Consider the following 24177-nt stretch of genomic DNA (forward strand, 5'->3'; position numbering starts at 1 on the left):
ATTCGGGCCTGAACCGCAACAGTCCGGGCCACGAAAAAAACGCTTGCCCCCCTGGGCCGTTGGCTCTAATGCGCGCTCACGCAGCAACGTACGTGCCTCTGCCGGCTCTCCGGTTACGCAACGGCGTCAAGCGTTCTGGCAGCACGACTGGGAAGCCCTCCGGCGACCTGGAAGTCGGCTGGTTCGTTCGACCGTTTCGATAACCCTGCCCCGCCGCGTGAACAGGCGGGCATTTGAGAGAAGGACTTGAGGGCCATGACCCCCAAACTCGCTTCCTTTCTGGCGTCGCAGCCCGCGACGCCGTGCCTGGTGCTGGATTTGGACCAGGTGGCGGAGAATTATGCCCGGCTGCGCGCGGCTTTGCCGGCGGCTTCGATCTATTACGCCGTGAAGGCCAATCCGGCGCCCGCGATCCTGCGGCTGCTGGCTGATGCGGGCTCCTGCTTCGATGCCGCCTCCTGGCCCGAAATCCAGTCCTGCCTGGAGGCTGGGGCCGCGCCTGCGGCGATTTCTTTCGGCAACACCGTGAAGAAGCCCTCCGCCATCCAGGCGGCCTACAAGGCTGGGGTGCCGCTCTATGCCTTCGACAGCCGCGAGGAGCTGGAGAAGATCGCCCAGCACGCGCCAGGGGCAAAGATCTATTGCCGGCTGGCGGTGAATAATATCGGCGCCGAATGGCCGCTCTCGAAGAAATTCGGCACCACGCTGGAAAAGGCGAGGGAGCTGATGCTGGCCGCCCCTGGCTTGGGGCTGGTGCCGCACGGGCTCTCCTTTCATGTCGGCTCGCAGCAGACCGGCACGCTGGCTTATGAGCTGGCGATCGCGGAAGTGGCGATGCTGTTCACCGACCTGAAGGCGGCTGGCCTGCCGATGCGGATGCTCAATCTCGGCGGCGGCTTTCCGGTGCGCTACCAGGAAGACGTGCCCGAGGCGGATGCCTTTGGTGATGCCATCATGAACAGCATGGTCGCGCATTTCGGCAATGATATCCCGGACATCCTGATCGAGCCGGGCCGCGCGATGGTCGGCAATGCCGGGTGGTGGCGGCGGAGGCGGTGCTGGTCTGCCGGCGCATGCCGCAGGATGAGCGGCGCTGGGTGTATCTGGATATTGGCCGCTATGGCGGGCTGGCGGAGACCGAGGGCGAGGCGATCCGCTATCGCATCACCGCCGGCAATGGACCCACCGGCCCAGTGGTGCTGGCCGGCCCGTCCTGCGACGGGGTCGATGTCATGTATGAAAAGACATCCTTCAGCCTCCCCCTCGATTTGCAGTCCGGCGACCGGGTTTTGATCCACGACGCCGGCGCCTACGTGACCAGCTATGCCAGCCAGAACTTCAACGGCTTCGCGCCGCTGGCGGAGCATTACATCTGAGGGTTGTGGCGGCTGAGCCGGAAAGGCTCAGCCTGGCGCCCCGCGCCCCGACACCGCCGCAGCAGCAGGTTGCGTAAGTAAATTTAACGCGCCGATCAAATCGCCTGACACCGCCAACGCGGAGTCAGGAGATTTATTTTGTGACACATCTATTATTTTTTTAACATCGCCTGCTCAAAATTTGCCCTAAATATGTCTCTCAAATTTTACTTCGACTCAAAATTTACCTAATTTTGAGAACAAGAGAGGTTTTTATGGCGAACCTACAAATGGACTCAATTTATCAAAATTTTGACGATTCCTCCTGGCCAAGCAATTGGTTCGGTTGCGCGCCGGGGAGCTGGACATGGCCCGGCTTTGGGGACGGGGACGGGGATGGCGACGGCTCCGGCAAGGGCGGAGTCACGGAAACCGGCATGACCGCCTATGCGATCGCGCTCACCCCGGGGAGCGGCGGCAGCGCCACCGCCAGCATTCTCTCCCCCCTGCATATCGCGGTGAGTGTCACCTCAACCGCCACCGGCGCCCTCGCCAACCTGCTGGGTGACGTCAACACCGCGATCACCGGCGAAAGCTTCAAGCTGAACATCGGCGATTTCAGCCTCCCGAGCTACTATTACGGCACCGCCACGATCGACGGCGTCAGCGGCTTCATCGCGAACACGCTGCCAGGCGGGCCGGGCTCTGGTATTTCGTCACCCCCAGCAGCAGCCACTCCAACAGCCTCGGCCGGGGCGCTTCCGGCACGGCGCATCATGACACGACCGGCGCCAGCTCGCCCTATCAATGGGATCTCGCCACCGGCCAGGCCGTCTGCTTCATGGCCGGCACGCTGATTGAGACGCATGACGGGGAAAAGCCGGTGGAGAGCCTGCGCCCGGGCGATCTGATCCGCTGCGCCGATGGCCGGCTGATGCCGCTGCGTTGGCTGGGCGAGCAGCAGATTGTCCGCGCCTTCGCCGACCCGATCCGTGTCGGCCCGGTGCGCATCCGCGCCGGCGCGCTGGGGAATGGGCTGCCACGGCGGGATCTGCGCTGCTCGCCCGACCATGCGTTTCTGCTTGGCGGGGTGCTGGTGCAGGCCGGGGCGATGGTGAATGGCGGCAGCATCCAGCGTGAGGCGCAGATGCCGGAGCGCTTCACCTATTACCATCTGGAGCTGGCCGAACATACGCTGGTGCTGGCCGAAGGTGCGGCTTCGGAAAGCTTCGTCGATCATATCGACCGGCTGGCCTTTAATAACTGGGCGGCGCGCGGCCCGCAGGCGGCGATGCCGCCGATTCAGGAAATGAAACTGCCGCGGGTGAAATCCGCCCGGCAGCTGCCAGCAGCGTTGCGCCAGGCGCTGGGCCAGGCCCAAGCCGCCTGAAGGCGGGCTTTACGGCCAGGCGACCTGGGCGGTGGCGAGATCCAGCCTGCGCTGGCTGGCCACCCGCATGGCGGAGGCGGCGAGCGGCGGGGTTTCACGCGGCGCCTCCAGCCAATAGCCATGCACCGCCAGCGCCGCCGCCACCGCGCGCAGCAGCCGGCGTTCCAGCTTGGTGACGGCAAACCCGCCGGGCGGGCGCAGCGGCAAGGCCCGCGCGCAATCCGCCTGCCGCCCTTGCCAGACCGCCAGCAAGGCGCGATGGATCTGCGCCTGATCGCGCCCCAGCCCGAACGGGCAGACCAGACTGGCCGCCCCCGCCTGCCCCCCACCGCCCGGCGCAATGCGCACAAGGCCACACGTTCCGCCCGGCTCAAACCCGGCTCAGCTTGCAACAGGGTCATGGCTGCACCTCCTATGCCTGACCCTCGCACAATTGATAATGATTATCAATTGCAATTTTTGTTCATCAAAGCACTTTTGCGCCTTCCCCGCGCTTCTTCTACACTCCGCCCCGACCGGCCATTCCGGCCGGACGACATCAAAAAAACGGAGAGCAGAATGCGCGAGATCAAACTGAAGGCGGCGGATCAGAGCGGCGAATTTTCGGCCTTCGTCTGGGAGCCCAAGGGGCTCAAGGCCGGCAAGGAAGCCGGCGCGGTGGTGGTGATCCAGGAGATTTTCGGGGTCAATGACAGTTTGCGCGAGACGGCTGCATCGCTTGCCGAGCAGGGCTTCATCACCATCGCCCCGGATCTGTTCTGGCGGCTGGAGCCGGGGGTGAATATCTCCGACAAGAGCGACGCGGAATGGCAGAAGGCGTTCGACCTGATGAACCGCTTCGACCAGGATAAGGGCATCGAGGATCTGAAGACCACCCTGGCCGAGGCACGTGAGCTGCCGGGCTGCAATGGCAATGCCGGCACCATCGGTTTCTGCCTCGGCGGGCGCCTGGCGGTGATGATGGCGACGCGCTCCGATTCGGACGTGAATGTGTCCTATTACGGTGTCGGGCTGGACAGCCTGCTGCCGGAATTCGACCGCATCCAGGCGCCGCTGATGCTGCATATCGCCGATGAGGATGAGTTCTTCCCGGCCGAGGGGCGGGAGAAGCTGATCGAGGGGCTGGAGGGCAATGAGTGGGTGGACGCTTTCGTGTTCCCCGAGGTGCAGCACGCCTTCGCGCGCGTTGGCGGGGTGCATTACGATGCCCGCGCCGCGACCATCGCCAATGGTCACACCACCGAGCTGCTCGCCGAAATCCTTGACTAAGCTGACACGCCGCGCGGTTTGCGCGGGGGCTTTGGCGCTGCCCGCCTTGGCGCGGGCAGCGCCGGATCTGGCCAGCCGGCTGGTGCAGGCGGTGCGCGGGCAGATGGCGGCACTGGGTGATGGCCCGGTGCTGCTGAATTCCTATCTGGTGGAGACCGGGCCGAAGGCTGATGATTTCGACCTGACCCAGGCCAATGCCGCCTATGTTTACGACAATGCGCTGGCCGGGCTGCTGCTGATCGCGGCCGGGCATAAGGATGAGGCGCTGCGCATCGGTCAGGCTTTGGCGATGGCGCAGGCGCATGACCGGACATTTCACGATGGCCGCTTGCGCAACGGCTATGCCGCCGGGGTGATGACCAGCCCGGCGAAGCTGCCCGGTTTCTGGAACAAAAAGACCAATCAGTGGGACGAGGACCCGTATCAGGTCGGCACCGATACCGGGCCGGTGGCCTGGGCGATGCTGCTCTGGCAGGCGCTGGGGATGACAACCCCCGCGAACAAGGCCGGGAATTTCCTGGATGAGAGGCTGCGCGCCCCGCTTGGCTATTATGGCGGGTTTTACGGGTTCGATCAGGCGCAGCAGAAACTCACCTGGGAGAGCACGGAGCAGAATCTCGATCTGGCGGTGGCCTTCTCGCGGCTGGGCCGGGCGGAAGATGCAGCCCATGCCAGGGCATTTGTGAAGGCGGCCTATGATGCGAAGGCGCATCTGTTCAAGACCGGGCTGGCGCCGGATGGCAAGCCGGGGGCGATGCTGGCGGCGGATGCCGGGATCTGGCCGTATCTGGCCGGGATTGGCGACAAGGCGAGCGCGACGGCGGCGGTGGACGCGTTGCAGCATGGCGATGGCATCGGGTTTTCCAGCGCCTCGGACGGGATCTGGCTGGAGGGCACGGCGTTTGCGGCGCTGGCGCTGAAGCGGCTGGGGGATGCCCGGGCTTCGGCATTTTTGCAGACGGTGGCGGGGAATTTGTCGCCGCAGGGCTATGTGTATGCGACGGTGGCGCCGGTTCTGGGGACGGGGCTGAAAATTGGGCCCTCCCTGCAGAAGGGCGTGCCGGAGGCGGATTTCAACTATTACCGCCGGCCCTCGCTGAGTGCCACGAGCTGGGCCGGGTTGGCGGCGCTGAGCGTGAATCCGCTTTAATTTGCAAAAGTTTTTGGGCGGAGGCGGCCAAGGTTCCGCCGCTGCGCAGCAGCGGTGGAAAGCCGCCGGAGGGGCCGCTTTTTTAGGGCTTGTTGAGATTTAAGGATTCCCCTGACCACGTCTTTTGTGATTCACGCTTTTCATGGAAGAGCGTTTTGTCCTGACTGACGCCCAATGGGCGAAGATTGAGCCGCACTGCCTTGGGAAAGTGGGTGATCCCGGGCGGAGCGGTTTGAATAACCGCTTATTTGTTGAAGGTGTTTTGTGGATTGCGCGCACGGGCAGCCCGTGGCGTGATCTGCCGCCGTGGTTTGGTAAATGGAACACGGTGTTCAAGCGTTACCGTGACTGGGTAAAAGCTGGTGTTTTTCAGAAGCTTTTCGAGGCCTTATCGGATGAGCCGGACATGGAATACGCGATGATCGACGGCACGGTTGTAAAGGTCCATCGCCATGGCCAAGGCGCAAAAGGGGACCAAAAGCCAGGCCATAGGGCGCAGCGTCACCGGATGGGCGACCAAAATCGTCGCTTTAACAGACGCGCTCGGCAATCTGGTCCGCTTCGTCATTATCCCCGGTCAGCATTTTGACACTGTCGGCGTCGCCCCGCTCATCCAGCAGGCGGACTTTGCCGCTTTGCTTGCCGACAAGGCATTTGACGTAGAGTGGATCCGTGAGGCTCTGGAAAAGCAAAAGGCAGAGGCCGTCATTCCCCAACGGAAAAACCGTATCGTCAAACGCGATTATGACAAAACGACCTATAAGGCCCGCCATCTCATCGAAAACTTTTTCGCCAAACTCAAGGAGTTCAAGCGTATCGCCATGCGCAGCGACAAGACAGACCAATCCTTCAAAGCAATGATCTATCTCGCCGCTGCAACAATCAATTCACGATGAATGTCAACAAGCCCTAGAAAAAAGCGGCGAAAAACGTTTTGGGGGGGCAACGGCGTTGTCCCCCCCCCAACGTCTGTGGGGACTTTATTCGATCGCTACCTGGCCTACTTCCCGATACAAAACCCCGAGAATACCGCGTCGAGTATCTCCTCAACCCCGATCCCGCCCGCCAGCCGCGCCAGCGCCGAGGCCGCCGTGCGCAGCTCCTCCCCGCGTAATTCCGGTTCCGCCAGCGCCAGCGCCATATCCAGCGCCTGCACCACATCGCGCACACAAGCGATCTGCCGGGGCCGGGCCAGGGCGACGGCGCCCTGGCGGTCGGTCAGCGCGGCGGCTTCCTCGGCGAGGCGGGCGCGCAACGCCGCCATGCCCGCCCCGGTTTTGGCGGAGATGCAGAATTCGTCTGGGTTTTCGGCGAGGTCGGCCTTGGTGCGCAGGCGCAGCACCGCGGCACCGGGCGGGGCCTCGGCATAATCCGCCCCGGGCGGCGCTACCAGGATGACAAAATCCGCAGCCCCCGCCTTGGCTTTGGCGCGGCGCACGCCTTCGGCCTCGATCGCGTCCTGCGTTTCGCGCACCCCGGCGGTGTCGGTCAGGTGCACCGGCACGCCGCCGAGATCCACCCGCACCCCCAGCGCATCGCGGGTGGTGCCGGGAATGTCCGAAACGATGGCGACATCTTCGCCGGCCAGCGCGTTCAGCAGCGTGGATTTGCCGGCATTCGGCGCGCCGAGAATGACGAATTCCAGCCCCTCACGCAGCCGCGTTGCGGCCGGGGCGGCGTGCAGGCCGGCCTGCATCTCGTTGCGAAGATCGCTGATGCCGGCAAGGAGATTGGCTTCCACCTCGGGCGGCAAATCTTCATCCGGGAAGTCGATCAGCGCTTCCTGGCGGGCGATGATCTGGCGCAGCCGCTCGCGCCAATCGGCGGCCTGGTCGTGCAGCCCGGCCTCCAGCGCCTGGCGGCGCTGCGCCTCGGTTTCAGCGGCGATGAGATCGGCCATCGCTTCCGCCTGCAACAAATCCATGCGGCCATGCTCGAAGGCGCGGCGGGAGAATTCGCCGGGCTCGGCCGGGCGGGCGCCGAGTGCGACCAACGCGGCGCTCACCGCCGCCAGCACGGCGCGGCCGCCATGCAGGGAAATTTCCGCCACATCCTCGCCGGTGAAGCTGCGCGGGCCGGGGAAGGTGACCAGCAGCGCTTCGTCCAGCAGCGCGCCGCCCTGGCGCAATTTGCGCAGCGCCGCCTGTCGGGGAGGCGGCAAAGCGCCTGCCAGCGCCTGGGTGATTTTGAACGTGTCCGGCCCGGAGAGGCGCAGCGTGGAGATGGCGCCGCCGCGCCCGGTGATCGGCGCAAAGATCGTGCTCACGGCGTGCGAACCAGCTTGTTGGAGATGAGAATGACGGCAAGCAGCACGGCCAGCACCAGCGTGCCGAGCAGCCAGAGCGGGGCGAGAGGCGAGACCAGCGCCAGAACCGCCAAGCCGCCCAACCCGTAGAGATGCGAGGGCGGGAAGCGCGGATGCAGCATGCGGCGAAAAATGCCATTGCCGAGCAGGAAGGCGGCGGGGCCGCCAAGCAGCATCAGCCCCTGCCCCATTGTCGGCGCATGCAACGGCGCCTCCAGCAGAAACGCATCGCCGGCCGCGACGACGATGATCGCCGCCACCAGCAGCCCGTGCGCGTAGGTGTAGGCGGCGCGGGCAATCTTGCCGACATCCTGGGCATGGGCGAAGGCGTGGGCGGTGCGCTCGGCGGCATCGTTGAAATAGATCCACCAGAGCGCGAAGGCGGCCAGCAGCGCCAGCAATGCGGCCAGGTAGGTTGGCGCGCCCCAGTGCAATTCGGAAAAATTCGCGCCGATGACGGTGATGGATTCCCCAACGCGATCAGCACGAAGCCGGCGCAGCGCTCGGCCATGTGCCGGGCATCGACCTGCCAGTCCTGCGTCGTCGAACGGCCGAGGCCGGGACGTAAAATCCGTTGACGGGGCCTGAAAGATCGATCAGCAGCGCGGCGATCCACAGCGCCATGCGGGCACTGCCCTCGGCCAAGCCGCCCAGCAGCCAGAGCCCGGCGCCGATGCCGAGCCAAATGGAAATACGCTGGAAATTCCGGTAATTTCCCGAATCATGCCGCCGCAGCGCCCAGAGCATGAACATAGAGCGGCCGAGATTGAGCCCGCCCAACCCGATGGCGAAGGCAAGGCCGCGTTCGGCGAAGGCCTCCGGCAGCGACGCGGCCAGCAGCAAGGCGCAGCCCATCAACCCCAGCAACAGCAGCTTCACCGGGCGGCGCTCCGGGTCGATCCAGTTGGTCACCCAGCTGGTATAGACCCAGCACCACCACATCGCCGCGAACAGCATCAGCCCCTGGAACGCGCCCAAACTATTCAGGTGGGTGCGCAGAAATTCCGAAATCTGGGTAACGGCGAAGACGAAGATCAGATCGAAAAACAGCTCGATCTGCGTCACCGGCGCGGGGGCACCGCGCCGGCGCAGCAGGCTGGAGGAGGCGGCAAACATCAGGTGAGGTAGCGGGCGGTGAGATGCGCCTCGAAATAGTCCGGGTTCAAAGCTTCGCCGGTGGCGCCTTGCAGGATTTCATTGAAGCCGGCGGAGGCGCCCCGCGCGTGCACATGCCGCGCCAGCCAGCCGGTCAGCGGCGAGAGATCGCCCTGCGCCAGCGCGCCGTCCAGATCCGGCAGCGCCTGGCGCGCCGCCGCCATCAGCTGCGCCGCCGCCATCGCCCCCAGCGTGTAGGAGGGGAAATAGCCGATCGCGCCATCGAACCAATGGATGTCCTGCAGGCAGCCCCGCGCATCGTCCGGCGGGGTGATGCCGAGCAGGCCCTTCAGCCCTTCATTCCAGGCGCCGGGCAGGTCTTTCACCTGCAGCGCACCGGAGAGCAGGCGCTGTTCCAGCCGAAAGCGCAGCAGCACATGCGCCGGGTAGGTCATCTCATCCGCCTCGACGCGGATGAAGCTGCGCTGCACCCGGCGCAGGCGGTGTTGCAGCCCGGCCAGGGTGATCTCCTTGCCGAACGCCGCCGAGGCCAGCGGGGCGAGATAGCCCAGATAGGCATCCGAGCGCACCGCCTGCATCTCGATGATGAGGGACTGGCTTTCATGCACCGCCATCCCGGCCGCCGCCCCCACCGGCTGGCGCGCCCAGGCGGCGGGGAGGTTCTGCTCATAGAGCGCATGGCCGGTTTCGTGCAGCACGCCCATCAAAGCGGCGGCGAAATCGGCTTCGTCATAGCGGGTGGTGATGCGGATATCGGTTTGCGTGCCGCCGCAGAACGGGTGGGCGGAGATATCCAGCCGGGCGGCGTTGAAATTCAGCCCCGCCGCCTGCGCGAGCTTGCGGGCCAGCGCCGCCTGCACCGCTTCCGGGTAGGGGCCAGGGGGCAATTCCTGCTGCGGACGGGTGGCCTGCAAGGCCTCGGCCTTGGGCAGCGCCTCGCGCAGAAAGGCCTCGTAACGGGTGAAAATCGCCTCGGCCTGCGCCGCATCGATGCCGCGCTGATACTGGCTCATCAGCGCGTCATACGGCGAGAGCCCCAGCGCCTGGCCGAGGATCTCCGCCCCCTCGCGGGTGAGCTTCACCACCTCTTCCAGAGCCGGGCGGACGGCTTCGAAATCGCTGGCTTTGCGCGCATTGCGCCAGATGGTTTCGCAGGCCCGGCCGGCGCGCACCTGCGCCTGGACCAGCGCGCCCGGCAAGGCGGTGGCGCGCAGATGCGTCTCGCGCATCAGAGCCAGGTTTTTGCCGTCCCAGCCTTCGGCCTGGGCGGCGGCGAGATTCTCGCCGACCTCAGGCGCGCAGAGAAACTCGTGGCTGAGCCCGGCCAGCACCGCGAGCTGCTCCCCGCGCGCCGCCGCGCCGCCCTCGGGCATCATCGCGGCGGCGTCCCAGCCGAGCATGGCGCTGGCTTCGTCCAGGCAGGCGATGCGGTTGAAGGCGGATTTCAGGGCTTCGTAAGCGCTCATGTCGACAGCAGCCTTTTACGTGCGAGAAAGATGAATTCGAACACCAGGACCCCGGCGAAGCCGAACCAGGTGAGCGCATATCCATAATGGTTGTTCGGCGGGGTGGGCAAATTCTGCGCCGGCTGCGGCGCCGTACTGCCCGGCGGCGGCAGCGGCCCGAGCGCGATGAGCATATAGGGGGCGACATTGTGCAGCCCCATGCCGGCGCCGATGCGCGCCGGGTCCAGCGTGTAATAATGCTGGGCCTTGGGGTTGTCCGGCGGAGCGAACCAGCCAGGGCTGATCGGGGCGTGGATATAGCCGGACGGGGGGACGGGCGGATCGGCCAGAGGGGTGGGGACGCTCTGCGGCACCCAGCCGAGATCCACCAGCAGAATTTGCCCATCCGGCCGGCGCAGCGCCATGATCAGCTCGCCGCCGGAGATCGGCCCGCGCGGCCCGTCATGCACGATCTGCCCGTAAAGTGCCGCCTTGCCCGGCAGCCAATCCCCGCTGGCGGCAACCTTCTCGAACGGGCCGGGATGCGGCCCGAGCGGGACCGGCGGGGCCACCTGCGCGGCGCGGATCTGCGCGATGATGCCCTCTTTCCAGCTCAGCCGGTGCAGCTGCCAGACGCCCAGCGCGATGAAGGCGCAGAAGGCCGCGAGCCCCAGAGCGGCGGGCAGGATCAGCCGGCGCAAGAACTATCCCGCCGTGACCGCGCTGCGGCCGAGATAATAGATGCAGACAAACAGGAACAGCCAGACCACATCGACGAAATGCCAGTACCAGGCCGCGGCCTCGAAGCCGAAATGCCGCTCCTTGGTGAACTGCCCGGCCCGCGCCCGGAAGAAGCAGACGGTGAGGAACAAAGTGCCGATGATGACATGCGCGCCGTGAAACCCGGTGGCGATGAAGAAGGAGGAGGCGAAAATGCCGCCATGATAAAACGGGAAGGGCGAATGGGTATATTCCCAGGCCTGGCCGCAGAGGAACATCAGCCCCAGCACGATGGTGATGCCAAGCCCGCGCACCAGGTTCTTGTTATCCCCTTCCAGCAGCGCGTGATGCGCCCAGGTGATGGTGGAGCCCGACAGCAGCAGCACCATGGTATTGAAAAGCGGGATCGCGAACGGGTCGATCGTCGTCACCCCTTGCGGCGGCCAGACCGGCGCGAAGGCGGTGCCCATTTTGTCCGGGTAGAAGAAATAGTTGAAATAGTTCCAGAAGAAGGAGACGAAGAACATCACCTCCGAGGCGATGAACAAGGCCATGCCGTAGCGCAGGCCCATCTGGGTGACGATCTTGTGCAGGCCAGGGGTGCGGGCCTCATGGATCACATCGCGCCACCAGAGGAACATCACGCTGAGATCCGCGACGCCGCCGATGGCGAGCACGATGAAATCATGAAAATGCGCCGCCAGGATGATACCGGTGAAGGTGATCATCGCCGCGGTGGCGCCGAAGAGCGGCCACAGGCTGGGATCGACGAGATGGTAAGGGTGGGGCACGGTGCCCTTCACCTGGTCGGTCGCGGTATGGATTGAGCCGCTCATCTGTTTCCCTTTCTTCCTTGAGGCGTTTCCTTGAGGCGTCTTTTTTAGGCGGTGTCTTAATCGGCGCGGATCACCACATCTGGCCGTATTCGTGCAGCTTCACCAGCGCGATCACATAGACGATCAGGCAGAACCCGCCCAAGGCGGCGAGCAGCAGGAAATTCCTGGCCCGGCGGCGGCGCAGAAACTCCGCCTTCTGCTCATCGCTCCAATGCGATTCGGTAAGCTCCACCCGGGCATCTCATCGAGCTTGCGGGCCATGGCGCGGCTCATACCAGCCGGTCCACCGCGCAGGCGGCAAACAGCAGGAAGAGATAAAGGATGGAGAATTTGAAGGCGGCGCGGGCCGGGGCATCCTTGTTCAGGCTCACCCCTTTTTCGTCCTGGTCGTCGCGCAGCACACCCCAGGCGTAATAGATGAAGGCGCCACCCAGAACCAAGGCGGTCAGCCCGTAAATCGCCCCCGCCAGCCCCATGAACCAGGGCGAGAGCGCCAGCGGGAACAGGATCAGCGTGTAGATGAACACGTTCCAGCGTGTATGGCGCGCCCCCTTCACCACCGGCAGCATCGGCACCCCGGCCTTCTCGTAATCGGTGGAAGCGTAGAGGGCGAGGGACCAGAAATGCGGCGGCGTCCAGAAAAACACGATGAAGAACAGCACCATCGGCAGCAGGCCGATATGGCCGGTGACCGCCGCCCAGCCGATGACCGCCGGGAACGCCCCTGCCCCGCCGCCAATGACGATATTCTGCGGCGTGCGGCGCTTGAGCCAGATCGTGTAGATCACGGCATAGTAGAAGATCGAAAAGGCCAGCACGCCGGCGGCGCAGAGATTGGTCGCCATCGCCAGCAGCAGAACCGAGACCACCGAGAGCACGACGCCAAAGCCCAGCGCCCCGGCGGCCGAGATCTTGCCCGCCGGGATCGGCCTTGAGGTGGTGCGGCGCATAATCGCGTCGATATCGCGGTCATACCACATATTGATAGCCCCGGCCGCGCCGGCGCCAAGGGCGATGCAGAAAATCGCGATCGCCGCCATCAGCGGGTTGATATGGCCGGGCGCGATCAGCAGCCCGATGGCGCCGGTGAACACCACCAGCGACACCACGCGCGGCTTCAGCAGGGCGATCCAGTCCGCCGGCTCGGCGCCCAGATGCGGCACCGCCCGGCTGTTGGACAGGAACTCAGAGACGTGGTCGGACAAATCGGCTCCTAACGGATGATCGGCACATCTTCGAAGGTATGGTGCGGGGCCGGGCTGGGCACCGCCCATTCCAGCGTCGTCGCACCCTCACCCCAGTAATTATCCGCAAGCTTCTGCTTCGAGGTGAACACCGCGTAAAGCACATAAAAGAAGATCAGGGTTGAAACACCCGAGACCATCGAGCCGACGGAAGAGACGAAATTCCAGCCCGCGAAGGCATCCGCATAATCCGGATAGCGGCGCGGCATGCCGGCCAGCCCCAGGAAATGCTGCGGGAAGAAGGTGAGATTGACGCCGATGAAGAAGGTCCAGAAATGCAGCTTGCCCCAGAATTCCGGGTATTGGTGGCCGCTCATCTTGCCGATCCAGAAATAGAACCCGGCGAAGATGGCGAAGGCGGCCCCCATGGAGAGCACATAATGGAAATGCGCGATCAGGAAATAGTCGTTATGCAGCTCCTGATCCAGCCCGGCATTGGCCAGCACCACGCCCGTCGCCCCGCCAATGACGAACAGGAAGATGAAGCCCAGCGCCCAGAGCATCGGGGTTTTGAACTCGATGGAGCCGCCCCACATGGTGGCGATCCAGGAAAACACCTTGATGCCGGTGGGCACCGCGATGATCAGCGTCGCCACCTCGAAATAGACCCGGCTATCGGTCGAGATGGCCGAGACGAACATATGGTGCGCCCAGACCACGAAGCCGACAAAGCCGATGATCACCATCGCATAGGCCATGCCGAGATAGCCGAAGATCGGCTTGCGGGAGAAGGTGGAGACGACATGGCTGATGATGCCGAAGGCCGGCAGGATCATGATGTAGACTTCCGGATGGCCGAAGAACCAGAACAGATGCTGGAACAGCACCGGATCGCCGCCGCCGGAGGGCTCGAAGAAGGAGGTGCCGAAATTGCGATCCATGATCAGCATGGTCACGGCCCCGCCAGAACCGGGATCGCCAGCAGCAGCAGGAAGGCGGTGACCAGGATCGCCCAGCAGAAGAGCGGCATCTTGTGCATGGTCATGCCCGGGGCACGCATATTGAGGATGGTGGCGATGAAATTGATCGCCCCCAGCAGCGAGGAAATGCCGGCCAGATGCAGCGAGAACAGCGAGAAATCCGTGGCCACGCCGGGGAGTACTGGGCATTGTCCAGCGGCGGGTAGAGCGTCCAGCCCGCGCCGGTGCCGGTGCCCAGGAACAGCCCCAGCATCACGAACACGAAGCCCGCCACCAGGAACCAGAAGCTCATATTATTCAGCCGCGGGAAGGCCATGTCCGGCGCGCCGATCATCATCGGCACGAACCAGTTGCCCATGCCGCCGATCAAAGCCGGCATCACGAACCAGAAGATCATGATCAGCCCATGGGCGGTGATGATGGCGTTCCAGGTATTGCCGCTGGTGATGATGTCGTTGTGCGGATACATCAGCTGCTGGCGCATGATCATCGAGAGCACGCCGCCGAAGCAGCCGCCGATGAACGCCATGATGATGTAGAGCGTGCCGATATCCTTGTGGTTGGTGCTCATCAGCCAGCGCGCGGCGAAGCTCTTTTTATGGTGGCCGTGAGCGTGCAGGGCATGTTGGTCAGCGGTAATGGACATTCTCTGGCTCCTCAGCGCGCGGCGTCAGCCAACAGGGTGCGGGGGATGGCGGGGGCGGCGGCCGGCGCAGTCTGCGCGTAATTGGTTAGCGCCTGCTTGGTCCAGGCGATGTAATCGGCCAGCGGCACCGCCTTGATCTCGATCGGCATGGCATCATGGTTGAGGCCGCAAATCTGGTTGCATTGGCCGTAATAGGTGCCGGGCTTGTCGATCTCGGTCCAGCTGGTGAGCTGGGTGCCGGGAATGGCGTATTTCTGCACCCCAGCGAAGGCAAATAGAAGCCGTGCAGCACATCGGCGCTGGTGATGACAAAGCGCACCTTCTTGCCCACCGGCAGCACCAGCGGGTGATCGACCGACAAACGGCGGATCTCGCCGGGTTTGATCTCATTATCCGGGATCATATAGCTGGTATAATCAAGCCCCGGCACGGAGTCATACTTATATTCCCAATACCACTGATGTCCGGTGACGGTGACGGTCATGTATGGGTCGCTGTCATTCGCCTCGTAATAGATGAGGTTGATCGAGGGCACGATGATGGCGACCAGGATCAGGCAGGGCACCACGATCCAGATGATCTCGATCAAGGTATTATGGGTGGTCTGGCTGGGCTTGGGGTTGCGCCCGGCGCGGTAGCGCACCATCACATAGCCCATCAGGATGGTGACGAAACCCACCACCCCGGCCATGATCCAGAGCACATATTTCATCAGCCAGTCGATCTTGGCCTGCATCGGGCTGCCGGCCGCCGGAAACCAGAGCTGCCAGTTGAATGGCGCGTCCACATAGTGATTGGCTGCCGCCGTGGGGTCCGGGGCGGCACTCTGGGCCAGGCCAGCGTGGCACCATAGCCCGCTTGCCGCCGCCAGCATTGCCAACGTCAAGGCAGATTTCACTCTCAGCTTCATGCGTCTGCATCCCGCTTTATTTTCATTGGCCGTTTCCAAGCCTTCTTATGTTGGAAACGATACGGGCGGCGGCAGGGGAGATCAAGCGAAATAGGCGAGTGTCCCGGCTTGCAGCACTCGCTCAGCCGCGTTGCGCCGCCAGCCAGGCCCGATAGGCCGGCAACGGCAAGGCTTTGATCTGGATCGGCATCGGCTGATGATCGTCGCCGCAGATCGGGCTGCTCTGGCCGTCATACAGGCCGGGCCTGGCGATCACCGTCCAGCCGGTGAGGAGGGCGCCGGGCAGGGCGTAGATCTGCAGCCCCAGCGCCGCGACGAAGAACCCGTGCATCACATCGCCGCTGGTCACCAGAAACCGGATTTTCTCCCCCGCCGGCACCACCAGCGGATGATCGGCGATATCGCCATAGACCGCGCCGGGGGAAGCCGCTCCCGTGGCACGGCGCGGCTATCGAAGCCCAGGCCGGGAGCGGAGACATAGTCGTAATGCCAGTACCATTCATGCGCGGTGACGCTGACGGTGAGATAAGGCGGCTCATCGCCGCGATAGAGCATCCGCGCCGCCGGGATCGCCAGCACCAGCAGCACCGCCAGCGGGACGACGATCCAGCCGATGGCGGTGATTTTTTCCGGGCTGAAGCCGCGCGGGCGAGGATGTTGTGCAGCAGGCGGCGCAGGCCCAGATAGCAAAGCGCCAGCACCGCCAGCCCGAGCACCGCGACGATGAGCCAGCCGGCGAAGCCGAGCAGCAGCGCCAGCTCCTGATGCATGAACTGGTTGGCGCTCACGCCCCGGCAGCTCCCGGCCCTGGCGCAGTGCGGCGGCGTTGGCGCTGATCTGGCGCTCCAGCGCCGCACTCATCTGCTTGCGGTTGGCATAGCTGCCCGGGGGCATCGGTTCGCCGAGCAGGATGGTCGCCCGCACCCGGCGCCGGCCCAGCAGCGGCAGCAGATGCGGGGCAAGGTCCATGTCGCCGTACCAGGCCACCAGCGGCCGATCGGCATGGCGGAGGGGCTGGCCCTCCAGCCGGTCATAGACGATGGTCACCGGCTGCACCCAGGGCTTGGCGGCGCCGAAAGCCAAAGTGAAGAAGGCCGAGGCGAAGGGCAGCACGCGGTTGCCGTCCGAGGTGGTGCCTTCGGGGAAGAGGATGATATTATCGCCCGCCTGCAGCCGGGCCTCCAGCAGACGCTGCTCCTGCGCCACCGTCTCGCGGTTGCGGGAGACGAAGATGGTGCGGCCGAGCCTGGCGATGAGCCCGATGCCGGGCCAGCCGGCGACCTCACCCTTGGCGATGAAACAGCCCGGCAGCGTTGCCCCCAGCGCCACGATATCCAGCCAGGAGCAGTGATTGGCGACGAACAAGGTCGGCCGGCTGGGGCTCAGCCCACCCAGGCAGCGCCGCTCCAGCCCGATGATGCGCGCCACCCCGCGCCAGTAAAGCCGCGCGAACCAGGCCTTGCCCCGGCCCGGCAGGTTCAGCAGCACCGCCTGCACGGCGATGGCGAAAACCGTCCAGAGCAGGGTCGCAGCCGCCCGGCAGACCAGCCGGATCAGGGCGCCCCACCCTTCAGCATCAGCCGCAGATCCTGCTCGATCGGCCCCGGATCCGCGCCCAGCTCGTCGCGCACGACATCCTTCCAGTCCCCGACATCCTGCACCTTGCTGGGATTGTCGCGCAACAGCTCGCGCTTGATGAAGGGAAAGCCGGTGAGCAGCAGCTGGCGCCAGAGATCGGAGGTCGGGTTCATCGCCACCCGCCGCGCGACATTGTCGCGGATATTTCGGACCTGCGACAGCCTGGCGGCATTCACCGGGTCCACAAAATTGCCGTCCTGCTCATCGGCCACCAGCGCCTTCAAAACCTCGAAGCTCACCATCTTTGTCAGCGTCTCGTAGGGCCAAAGCGCCGCGCAGAGCAGCCCGCCCTTCATCATCGCCTGGGTGATCCCGACCTCGTAGCGATGCACGATAAACGGCTTCGCCGGCACCGGGCGCACGCTATTCCAGAATTTCCGCCAGGCCTTGGCGCGCAGCGCGGCGGGGCCGAAGGCCAGGAAGTAGGATTGCAGATGGTAGCGCAGCTGCCAGCTCTCGGTCAGGCCCCAGATATCGGCGCGGGTATAATCCAGCCGGCGCAACACATCGCCCAGCGGCAATAGCGGCCCGAAGACGCTGTCATTGGCGAGGATCACCTCCTCGGTCTCCGCGCGCGGCAGGCCGAGGCGGTCGATCGCGTCGCGCCAGGCGCCGAAATCATAGCCGACATTGCGGCGCAGGATGATGCCGGCGCAGATCTCGCGCAGCTCTGCCTGGGCCACCTCGTTCAATTTGCCGGCATTGCTGACGAAGACCACATCCCGGCCGCTGGCCCGCAAGGCACGCAGATAGCTGAAGACCTGAGCCCGCACGCCGCCACGGCCGTCATAATGCATGAACAGCACCACGCGCGGGCCGAGCGCGATACCGGCCTCCGGCCAGGAGCTCAGCGTCTGCCGGGGCGAGCGAATCCAGCCGATCAGCCGCGCCAACGGCACCCAGAAATACCAGCGGCCGATGGACAGCACCCTGCGGGCGATGCGTTTCACAGCTCAGCCCTCATGCGCTCTGCTCATCCAGCACCTGCCACAGATCCTCCGGCGAATCCTCATAGGAGGCCAGATGGGCTTTCAGCAGCCCGACCGCCTCCTCGCCGCGTTCGAGCTTGAACAGCGCGATGACTTCGCCGCGCAAAGCTGACCAGAAGAGCGGGTGGGCCAGCCCGCCAGGCGGAGCCTGGGTCAGCAGATCCTCTCGCAGCCGGGCCAGGGTCGCGGCGGCGCGGCGCTGGCCATTGGGCAGCTGCAGATAAAGCATGCCGACGGAAAACAGCGCATCCTGCGCCGCGCGGGAGAAAGGCGGCCGCAACGCCGCGAGTACGGGGCCAAGCGACTGCGCCAGCGCCTGCGCCTCCTCATACCGGGCCGCGTTCACCAGCCGCACGAACACCCCAAAGCGCAGCGTCTCCACATCCTCGCCCGCCGCCGCCAGCATCTCGGCCACCGGCAGCGCGGCGGCGGCGTCCTGGCCCGGGGCGAGATGCAAATTCGCCAGGCTGAGCAGGGCGTTGCGGCGCAGACCGGCGGGCAGATCCGCCCCCGGCGCGGCGCCGAGCAGCCCGGCTCGCAGCGACGCCGCCTGATCGATGGCCCCGGCATTCACCAAAGCCACGAAACCCCGCCAGCCACCGATCAGGTCGCCACGCGCGATCAGCGCCGCTGCCACGCCCGGCGCGCCGGCCTCGGCGGCGCAGAGCAGCAGCTCCAGCCGCAATACATCGCCGACGCTGGAAGAGAGCAGGTCATCGCCGAGCGAGCGCCGGCCGAGCGCGGCCTGCAGCGCCTCCACCGCCTGCAGCCCCAGCGCCATCACCGGGCGCACCGCGCTGCGGGCCTCGCCGCGGGCCAGGCGCTGCATGGCGCGTGCGAACAGGATCATGCCCAGCCCGTGCGGCATTTTTTCGCCCAGCCCTTCGAGCTGCGCCTGCGCCGCCCCGTCGGGCAGCGCGGTCAGATCCTCCAACCGGTAGCCATAGCGGGCCGCAGCACCTGCATTCAGCATCGCCCAGGCGCTCTCGCAGGCGGCTTCGTCGGCATCGTTGGCGGCGTCGAACATCGCCCTTCCGGCAAAGCCGAACTGGATGTCGCTGCCCACCGGCGCGCGCGCGGCGCGGGCTTCCATATAGCGGCGATAAGCGCGCCAGGCCGCGCCCTGGTCCTCATCCAGCGCCAGCGGCGAAGGCGAGGCATAGGCGACCAGCGCCGAGCGCTTCTGGCGCACCGCCACATGCGCGAATCCGGCATCGCGCAGGGCGCGCTCCATGCTCGCCACACTCTGCAGCACCACATGCGCGGCGGGGACGATCAGCGCGTCCAGCTCCAGCGGTGCCAAGTCCGGGGTGATGAAATCCGCCGCCGGGGTGGTCAGCATCAGCACCCCGTCCTCGGCGATGGCCCGGCGCATCAGCCGCAGAAATTCCGGCGGCTCGTTGATATGCTCGATCAGCTCGGTGCCGACGATGACATCCCACGGCCCGTCCTTCAGCGTCTCCTCGGTGAAGAAGCCCTGGATCACCGGCAGCTCCAGCGCCTTGGCGCCGATCGCCGCCAGCGGCGAAGGATCGTACCCGACGCCCTGCCAGCCTTTGCCATGCACGCAGAAATCCAGCCCGAACCCGTAGGCCCCGCCGACTTCCAGCACCCTCGCCCCGCCGGCTTGACGATGCGCGCCAGCGCCGAGGCGATCGGCCAGGTGCCAGCGCCCATCTGCGCATAATAAGGCGGCCAGCCGATCTCGATCAGCTCGTCACGCCCATAATCCACCACCGGCAGCGTATCGACGAACAGCACCGTGCAGGCCGGGCAGCGCAGCAGGTTATAATCCAGATCCAGCCCCGGCGGGTGGTGAAACACCGCCAAAGCCGCCTCGGCGCTGCCCTCATGCCCGCAATTCGGGCAATGCGCCGCCTGGCTGCGCCCGTGCAGCCATTCCGCTTCGGTGTAAGCGCTGATCCGATACCGGCCGGTCGAACTCATCAGGCGAACAGCTCCGGGGCGCGTTCGCGCAGCGCCGCGTTCAGCTCCTCACGCCGCGCCCACAGGCTGCGATACCATTCCATGCGCGCCTGCACCTGATAGGCCAGCATGCGGTTTTCCGCGACATAGGCGCGGGCATTATCGGCGATGCGGCGGGTCGCTTCCGGGTAGGCCAGCAGGCGCAGCAGCGCCGCGCGCAGCTCCGCCGCATCGCGGAACAGCACCCCGGTTTTGCCGTCCTGGATGGAGGCGGCATAGACGGTATGGCTGGCCAGGGCGCAGACCCGGGCCGCGCCGGCCTCGATGAATTTCAGATCCGACTTGGCGCGGTTGAAGGGGTATCCTCCAGCGGCATGAAGCTGATCTCGGCGGCGGCAAGCTCGCGCAGATAGGTGGCATAATCCACCAGCGCCGGCTCGAAGCTTTTATGCGGGGTCTCCAGCGCTTGGAAGAAGCCCTCATCGAACAGCACCCGGAAGCGCAGCCGATCGCCGACGGCGCGCGCCACCTCGTTGAGCACCGGCATCAGCAGCGCCCAGTCCCGCTGGCGATTGAGCGCGCCGAAGAACAGGGTGAGATGCTCGGGGTCCTGGAAATTCTGCACCTGCGGCAGCTCGAACACGCCGTTGGGGAACACCGCCAGCTCCGGGTTCTGCGCGCGCAGCGCCTCGCCCAGCACCGGGGTGCTGGTCTGCACCGCATGCACGCCGCGGAAGGTGAGCAGCTGGCTCAGATCCACCCCGCGCTCTTCCATGAACATCGGGTGATCGTCGAATTCGCTGACCACCAGATAATCCTGCGCCAGCAGCGCGCGCACCCGCGCCAGCCCTTCCTCGCCCAGCAGCAGCGGCCGGTGCAGCATGGCGATGCGCGGCACATTGTTCAGGCGCGGGCGCAGCTCCGCCTCCGGCATCACCGTCGCCAGCACGCTGCTCTCGGTGCGCAAGGCGCGCATCGGCTCCAGCACCCGCACATCGGAAACACCGCCCTGCGGCGTCAGCATCGTCGCGGCGATGTCCAGCCAGGCCGGGGCGGCCTTGCGGGCGCGCAGGATCACCTGAATCGGGGCACAGCGGCGCTTATACTCCTCGACATCAACGCCCAGCGCCTGCAACAGCGGCGCCGCGAGCGTGGCGAACTGCTCGGCGCGCTCCATCTCGGTATTCGGACGCGGCGCCGCGTCCACCAGCTCCAGCCCGGCCTGCCCCAGCGCCTCGATCATCGTGCGCGGGCTGAACCAGCGCAGATGGGTGCGATCGAACAGCCCGTTCTCCTCGTACTGGAATTTGCCGACGAGCAGCCGCGCCACCACGCTCCAATGCTCGATATTCGGCGTGCAGACGACCACCGTGCCCTCCGGGGAGAGCAGCTTGGCATGCGCCTGCAACAGCGCCCAAGGATCGCGCAGATGCTCCAGCACATCGCCATAGACGATGCAGTCGAGGCTGCCTTCCGCCAGCCCGAAGGGATTCGGATCAGCCTCGACATCGCCGACGAACACTTCCGTCAGCCGGGTGCGGGCCTGGACGGCCGCGTCCTCGTCGATATCGATCCCGAGATAGCGGCAATTCGGGTTGCGGCGCAGATAATTCGCTCCCAGCGCGCCTTGCGCACAGCCGACATCCAGCACGGTTTTCGCCGTCAGCGGAATCTTTTCCAGCAATTCGGGATTGGCAAAATCCGGATATTTGGCGTGCACGGCGTTCAAGCGATCATTCCTCGCGGTTGGGGCGGTCTTTTGGTCACGGCAGCGGGCGCCCGATGCCGGTATAGGTGAAGCCCGCCGCGCGCAGCGGCGCCGGGTCGAAGACATTCCGCAGATCCACCACCACGTCGCCGCGCATCAGCTCGCGCAGCCGGGCCGGGGGCAGCACCCGGAATTCGTTCCATTCCGTGACCAGCACCAGCGCATCCGCGCCGGTGAGGGCGCCAGCGGCATCCGCCGCCAGGGTGACGCGCGCGGGCAGCAGCGGCCGGGCGGTTTCCATCGCCTCCGGGTCGAAGGCCTGGATGCTGGCCCCGCGCGAGACCAGCCCGCGCACCAGCGGCAGCGCCGGGCTTTCGCGCATATCGTCGGTTTCCGGCTTGAAGGCGAGGCCGAGGACGGCGATCACCTTGCCGGCGACATCGCCGCCGCAAGCCGCGACCACACGCGCCGCCAACCCATCCTTGCGATGGTCATTCACCGCCACCACCGACTGGATCAGCCGCGAGGGTGCGCCCGCCTCCTCGGCGATGCGCATCAGCGCCAGCGTATCCTTGGGAAAGCAAGAGCCGCCGAAGCCCGGCCCGGCATGCAGGAATTTCCGCCCGATCCGCCCATCCAGCCCGATGCCGCGGGCGACATCATTCACATCCGCCCCGACCTTCTCGCAGAGATCGGCCATCTCGTTGATGAAGGTGATCTTCATCGCCAGGAAGCCGTTGGCGGCGTATTTGATCAGCTCCGCCGTCTCCAGCCCGGTGAACAGAATCGGGGTTTCGATCAGATAAAGCGGGCGATAGAGCTGGCGCAGCACCTCGCGGGCGCGCTCGCTCTCGGCGCCGACGACGACGCGGTCCGGCCGCATGAAATCCGGGATGGCGCTGCCCTCGCGCAGGAATTCCGGGTTGGAGGCCACCTCCACCGCCAGGTCCGGGCGCAGCCGGCGGGCCATTTCCAGGATCGTCCGCCCGGTGCCGACCGGCACGGTGGATTTGGTGACGATGACCGCCGGATGGTCCAGCGCCTTCAGCACCTGCTCGACAGCGGCATAGACATAAGTGAGATCGGCATGGCCATCGCCGCGCCTTGTCGGGGTGCCGACGGCGATGAAGATCGCCTCCGCCTCGGCGATGCCCGCTTCCAGCGTTTCGGGGAAGGTCAGGCGCCCGGCGGCGGCGTTATCGGCCACCAGCTTGTCCAGGCCCGGTTCATAGATGGGGATGCGGCCCTCCAGCAGCATCTGGCGCTTGGCGGCATCCGCCTCGACCACCGCCACGGAGACGCCGAATTCAGCGAAGCAGGCCCCCGAGACAAGCCCGACATAGCCGCCGCCGATAATCGCGATCCTCAACCCCCAAACCCTCCGCACCGGTTTGTCCTGCTCCCTGCTTCTGGCGTGGCCGGCAGGCCAGCACAAGCCCTGGCCGGCGGAAAACAAGAGATCTTCAAATTCCCTCCGGTTTCAGCCATGGTCCGCGCCAGATGAGCCTCACCACCCTTTCCGCCTTGTCACTCCCCGTCATCTCGCCCTCATGGGCGGGCTGGCGATCTTTTCCGGCATGATCGTCCGGGTGATGATCTCCATCGGCGTGCCGGACCATCCGGATGCGCGCAAGGCGCACGCCCAGACCACGCCGAAATCCGGCGGGGTCGGCATCGTCTTCGCCTTTCTGCTGGGGGTGCTGCTGCTCTATCGCTACGGCCAGGTCTCGCGCCTGGCGGAGGGGTATTTCATCGGCGTCATCGCCGCGTCGGTGCTGATCGCCCTGGTCTCGATGGCCGACGATCTGTTGAACATGCCCTTCACAGTGAAGCTCGGCACCCAGCTGCTGGCCGCCATCGCCGCCGTGGCCTCGGGCTGTATCTGCATGATCTGGCGCTGCCGGGATTCGGGCTGACCCCGCTTGGCTGGCTCGGCCTGCCGCTGACACTCGGGTTTCTGCTCTATGTCACCAACGCGATGAATTTCATCGACGGGCTGAACGGGCTGGCCGGCGGTGTCACCCTCATCGCCTGTTTGTTCCTGGCCGGCATCGCCGGGGCGCTGGGCGGGTTTTTCATCTATACCGCCTCCCTGCTGCTGGCCGGTGGGGTGCTGGGGTTTCTGCCCTTCAACTTTCCCAAGGGCCGGATTTTCATGGGCGATGTCGGCAGCCAGTTCTGCGGCTTCATGCTGGCTCTGTTCGGGGTGGCGGCGGCGCGGTTCGAACAGGTGCAGCTCTCTTTCCTGCTGGTGCCGCTGCTGCTCTCCGGCGTGCTCTATGATGTGACCTTCACCCTCATCCGCCGCACCCTGGCGCGCGAGAACATCGCCCGGGCGCATCATGGCCATCTTTATCAGGTGGTGCGCCGGGCCGGGATGGATGCGCGGCTGGTGGCGGTGATCCATTGGCTGTTCGCGCTGCTGGGCGGGGTGACGGCGATTGGCTTCGTCGCGGCGAATTCGGCCTCGAAACTCTGGATCGGGCTGCTGCCGCTGGTGGTACAGGTGGTCTGGACGTTTTACGTCGCCGGGCGGGCACGCCGGGCGGGGATCGGCAGCTGGTCTAGCTAAGAAAGTCGTGGGGGATTTTTGTAAAAATCCCCCACACC

At 65.6% G+C, this 24177-nt stretch carries 23 protein-coding genes and 4 pseudogenes; 8 read left to right on the top strand and 19 right to left on the bottom strand.

Going from position 1 to position 24177, the window contains the following annotated elements:
- The first annotated feature begins 255 nt into the window (after positions 1-255).
- The 3 genes and pseudogenes from GT370_RS13180 to GT370_RS13190 all read left to right on the top strand — a co-directional run bounded on the left by GT370_RS13180 (position 256) and on the right by GT370_RS13190 (position 2745).
- A pseudogene (locus GT370_RS13180) lies at positions 256-1376 on the top strand (type III PLP-dependent enzyme).
- Between the two features lie 269 nt (positions 1377-1645).
- Entirely contained in the window at positions 1646-2212 is a 567-nt protein-coding gene (locus GT370_RS13185) for a hypothetical protein (RefSeq protein WP_270183196.1), read from the top strand.
- Entirely contained in the window at positions 2197-2745 is a 549-nt protein-coding gene (locus GT370_RS13190) for a Hint domain-containing protein (protein WP_270183197.1), read from the top strand. Before GT370_RS13185 ends, GT370_RS13190 begins: the two co-directional genes overlap by 16 nt.
- Positions 2746-2754: 9 nt before the next feature.
- On the opposite strand, the gene GT370_RS13195 is transcribed toward GT370_RS13190, so the two are convergent.
- Complete coding sequence (locus GT370_RS13195) at positions 2755-3093, bottom strand: hypothetical protein (RefSeq protein ID WP_270183198.1); 339 nt, start codon at positions 3091-3093, stop codon at positions 2755-2757.
- 210 nt (positions 3094-3303) lie between these two features.
- Here GT370_RS13195 and GT370_RS13200 point away from each other — a divergent pair, with 210 nt between their 5' ends.
- The 3 genes and pseudogenes from GT370_RS13200 (at position 3304) to GT370_RS13210 (ending at position 6060) form a co-directional block, all read left to right on the top strand.
- Positions 3304-4014: a dienelactone hydrolase family protein gene (locus tag GT370_RS13200; RefSeq protein ID WP_008494159.1), complete on the top strand. Its 711-nt coding sequence runs from the start codon at positions 3304-3306 to the stop codon at positions 4012-4014.
- On the top strand, positions 4007-5164 hold the full coding sequence (locus tag GT370_RS13205; protein WP_144052740.1) for a hypothetical protein: 1158 nt from the start codon (positions 4007-4009) through the stop codon (positions 5162-5164). The genes GT370_RS13200 and GT370_RS13205 overlap by 8 nt, the downstream gene beginning before the upstream one ends.
- Before the next feature lie 142 nt (positions 5165-5306).
- A pseudogene (locus GT370_RS13210) lies at positions 5307-6060 on the top strand (IS5 family transposase).
- Between the two features lie 104 nt (positions 6061-6164).
- Here the strand turns inward: GT370_RS13210 and mnmE are convergent.
- From mnmE to GT370_RS13305, 18 genes and pseudogenes are all read right to left on the bottom strand, one after another.
- On the bottom strand, positions 6165-7430 hold the full coding sequence (mnmE, locus tag GT370_RS13215) for a tRNA uridine-5-carboxymethylaminomethyl(34) synthesis GTPase MnmE (protein ID WP_008494157.1): 1266 nt from the start codon (positions 7428-7430) through the stop codon (positions 6165-6167).
- Positions 7427-7903, bottom strand: coding sequence for a low temperature requirement protein A (locus GT370_RS13220; RefSeq protein WP_270183199.1), 477 nt, complete (start codon positions 7901-7903; stop codon positions 7427-7429). The genes mnmE and GT370_RS13220 overlap by 4 nt, the downstream gene beginning before the upstream one ends.
- A 46-nt stretch (positions 7904-7949) precedes the next feature.
- Positions 7950-8585: a low temperature requirement protein A gene (locus GT370_RS13225; RefSeq protein WP_270183200.1), complete on the bottom strand. Its 636-nt coding sequence runs from the start codon at positions 8583-8585 to the stop codon at positions 7950-7952.
- Positions 8585-10051 (bottom strand): carboxypeptidase M32, encoded by a 1467-nt coding sequence (locus GT370_RS13230; RefSeq protein ID WP_008494155.1) that lies wholly within the window; start codon positions 10049-10051, stop codon positions 8585-8587. The genes GT370_RS13225 and GT370_RS13230 overlap by 1 nt, the downstream gene beginning before the upstream one ends.
- Complete coding sequence (locus tag GT370_RS13235; protein ID WP_008494154.1) at positions 10048-10731, bottom strand: SURF1 family protein; 684 nt, start codon at positions 10729-10731, stop codon at positions 10048-10050. The genes GT370_RS13230 and GT370_RS13235 overlap by 4 nt, the downstream gene beginning before the upstream one ends.
- Before the next feature lie 3 nt (positions 10732-10734).
- Entirely contained in the window at positions 10735-11586 is an 852-nt protein-coding gene (locus GT370_RS13240) for a cytochrome c oxidase subunit 3 (protein WP_008494153.1), read from the bottom strand.
- A gap of 70 nt (positions 11587-11656) precedes the next feature.
- Positions 11657-11818, bottom strand: a complete 162-nt coding sequence (locus GT370_RS13245; protein WP_270183201.1) for a hypothetical protein — start codon at positions 11816-11818, stop codon at positions 11657-11659.
- Positions 11819-11855: 37 nt separating this feature from the next.
- Entirely contained in the window at positions 11856-12791 is a 936-nt protein-coding gene (locus tag GT370_RS13250) for a heme o synthase (RefSeq protein WP_008494149.1), read from the bottom strand.
- Positions 12792-12799: 8 nt separating this feature from the next.
- Positions 12800-14396: pseudogene (gene ctaD, locus GT370_RS13255) on the bottom strand (cytochrome c oxidase subunit I).
- A gap of 11 nt (positions 14397-14407) precedes the next feature.
- A pseudogene (gene coxB / locus GT370_RS13265) lies at positions 14408-15306 on the bottom strand (cytochrome c oxidase subunit II).
- A 121-nt stretch (positions 15307-15427) separates the two neighbouring features.
- Positions 15428-15655 (bottom strand): hypothetical protein, encoded by a 228-nt coding sequence (locus GT370_RS13270; protein WP_270183203.1) that lies wholly within the window; start codon positions 15653-15655, stop codon positions 15428-15430.
- Positions 15652-16803 carry a 1-acyl-sn-glycerol-3-phosphate acyltransferase gene (locus GT370_RS13275; RefSeq protein WP_270183204.1) on the bottom strand — a complete coding sequence of 384 codons (1152 nt, stop codon included), beginning with the start codon at positions 16801-16803 and terminating at the stop codon, positions 15652-15654. The genes GT370_RS13270 and GT370_RS13275 overlap by 4 nt, the downstream gene beginning before the upstream one ends.
- 56 nt (positions 16804-16859) lie before the next feature.
- The gene (locus GT370_RS13280) at positions 16860-17894 is read right to left on the bottom strand and encodes a rhamnan synthesis F family protein (protein WP_270183205.1); all 1035 of its coding nucleotides are present in this window, start codon (positions 17892-17894) and stop codon (positions 16860-16862) included.
- Positions 17895-17904: 10 nt separating this feature from the next.
- Entirely contained in the window at positions 17905-19512 is a 1608-nt protein-coding gene (locus GT370_RS13285) for a class I SAM-dependent methyltransferase (protein WP_270184394.1), read from the bottom strand.
- Entirely contained in the window at positions 19416-19880 is a 465-nt protein-coding gene (locus GT370_RS13290; RefSeq protein WP_270183206.1) for a hypothetical protein, read from the bottom strand. Before GT370_RS13290 ends, GT370_RS13285 begins: the two co-directional genes overlap by 97 nt.
- Entirely contained in the window at positions 19880-20104 is a 225-nt protein-coding gene (locus GT370_RS13295; RefSeq protein ID WP_442865431.1) for a hypothetical protein, read from the bottom strand. The genes GT370_RS13290 and GT370_RS13295 overlap by 1 nt, the downstream gene beginning before the upstream one ends.
- 86 nt (positions 20105-20190) lie before the next feature.
- Positions 20191-21579, bottom strand: coding sequence for a class I SAM-dependent methyltransferase (locus GT370_RS13300; protein WP_270184396.1), 1389 nt, complete (start codon positions 21577-21579; stop codon positions 20191-20193).
- Between the two features lie 43 nt (positions 21580-21622).
- Complete coding sequence (locus tag GT370_RS13305; RefSeq protein ID WP_008494140.1) at positions 21623-22936, bottom strand: UDP-glucose dehydrogenase family protein; 1314 nt, start codon at positions 22934-22936, stop codon at positions 21623-21625.
- A gap of 181 nt (positions 22937-23117) precedes the next feature.
- Here GT370_RS13305 and GT370_RS13310 point away from each other — a divergent pair, with 181 nt between their 5' ends.
- Complete coding sequence (locus GT370_RS13310; protein WP_270183207.1) at positions 23118-23483, top strand: hypothetical protein; 366 nt, start codon at positions 23118-23120, stop codon at positions 23481-23483.
- 26 nt (positions 23484-23509) lie between these two features.
- Positions 23510-24139 carry an MraY family glycosyltransferase gene (locus GT370_RS13315; RefSeq protein WP_270184397.1) on the top strand — a complete coding sequence of 210 codons (630 nt, stop codon included), beginning with the start codon at positions 23510-23512 and terminating at the stop codon, positions 24137-24139.
- The last annotated feature ends 38 nt before the right edge of the window (positions 24140-24177 follow it).

Origin of the sequence: Acidocella sp. MX-AZ03 (assembly GCF_027626035.1) — a bacterium.
GTDB lineage: Bacteria > Pseudomonadota > Alphaproteobacteria > Acetobacterales > Acetobacteraceae > Acidocella > Acidocella facilis.

What these genes read in the sequence shown, in the direction of transcription:
- GT370_RS13185 (WP_270183196.1), top strand. Translation starts at nt 1,646, where the DNA reads ATGGACTCAATTTATCAAAATTTTGACGATTCCTCCTGGCCAAGCAAT.
- GT370_RS13190 (WP_270183197.1), top strand. Translation starts at nt 2,197, where the DNA reads ATGGCCGGCACGCTGATTGAGACGCATGACGGGGAAAAGCCGGTGGAG.
- GT370_RS13200 (WP_008494159.1), top strand. Translation starts at nt 3,304, where the DNA reads ATGCGCGAGATCAAACTGAAGGCGGCGGATCAGAGCGGCGAATTTTCG.
- GT370_RS13225 (WP_270183200.1), bottom strand. Translation starts at nt 8,585, where the DNA reads ATGTTTGCCGCCTCCTCCAGCCTGCTGCGCCGGCGCGGTGCCCCCGCG.
- GT370_RS13230 (WP_008494155.1), bottom strand. Translation starts at nt 10,051, where the DNA reads ATGAGCGCTTACGAAGCCCTGAAATCCGCCTTCAACCGCATCGCCTGC.
- GT370_RS13240 (WP_008494153.1), bottom strand. Translation starts at nt 11,586, where the DNA reads ATGAGCGGCTCAATCCATACCGCGACCGACCAGGTGAAGGGCACCGTG.
- GT370_RS13290 (WP_270183206.1), bottom strand. Translation starts at nt 19,880, where the DNA reads ATGAGTTCGACCGGCCGGTATCGGATCAGCGCTTACACCGAAGCGGAA.
- GT370_RS13310 (WP_270183207.1), top strand. Translation starts at nt 23,118, where the DNA reads ATGGGCGGGCTGGCGATCTTTTCCGGCATGATCGTCCGGGTGATGATC.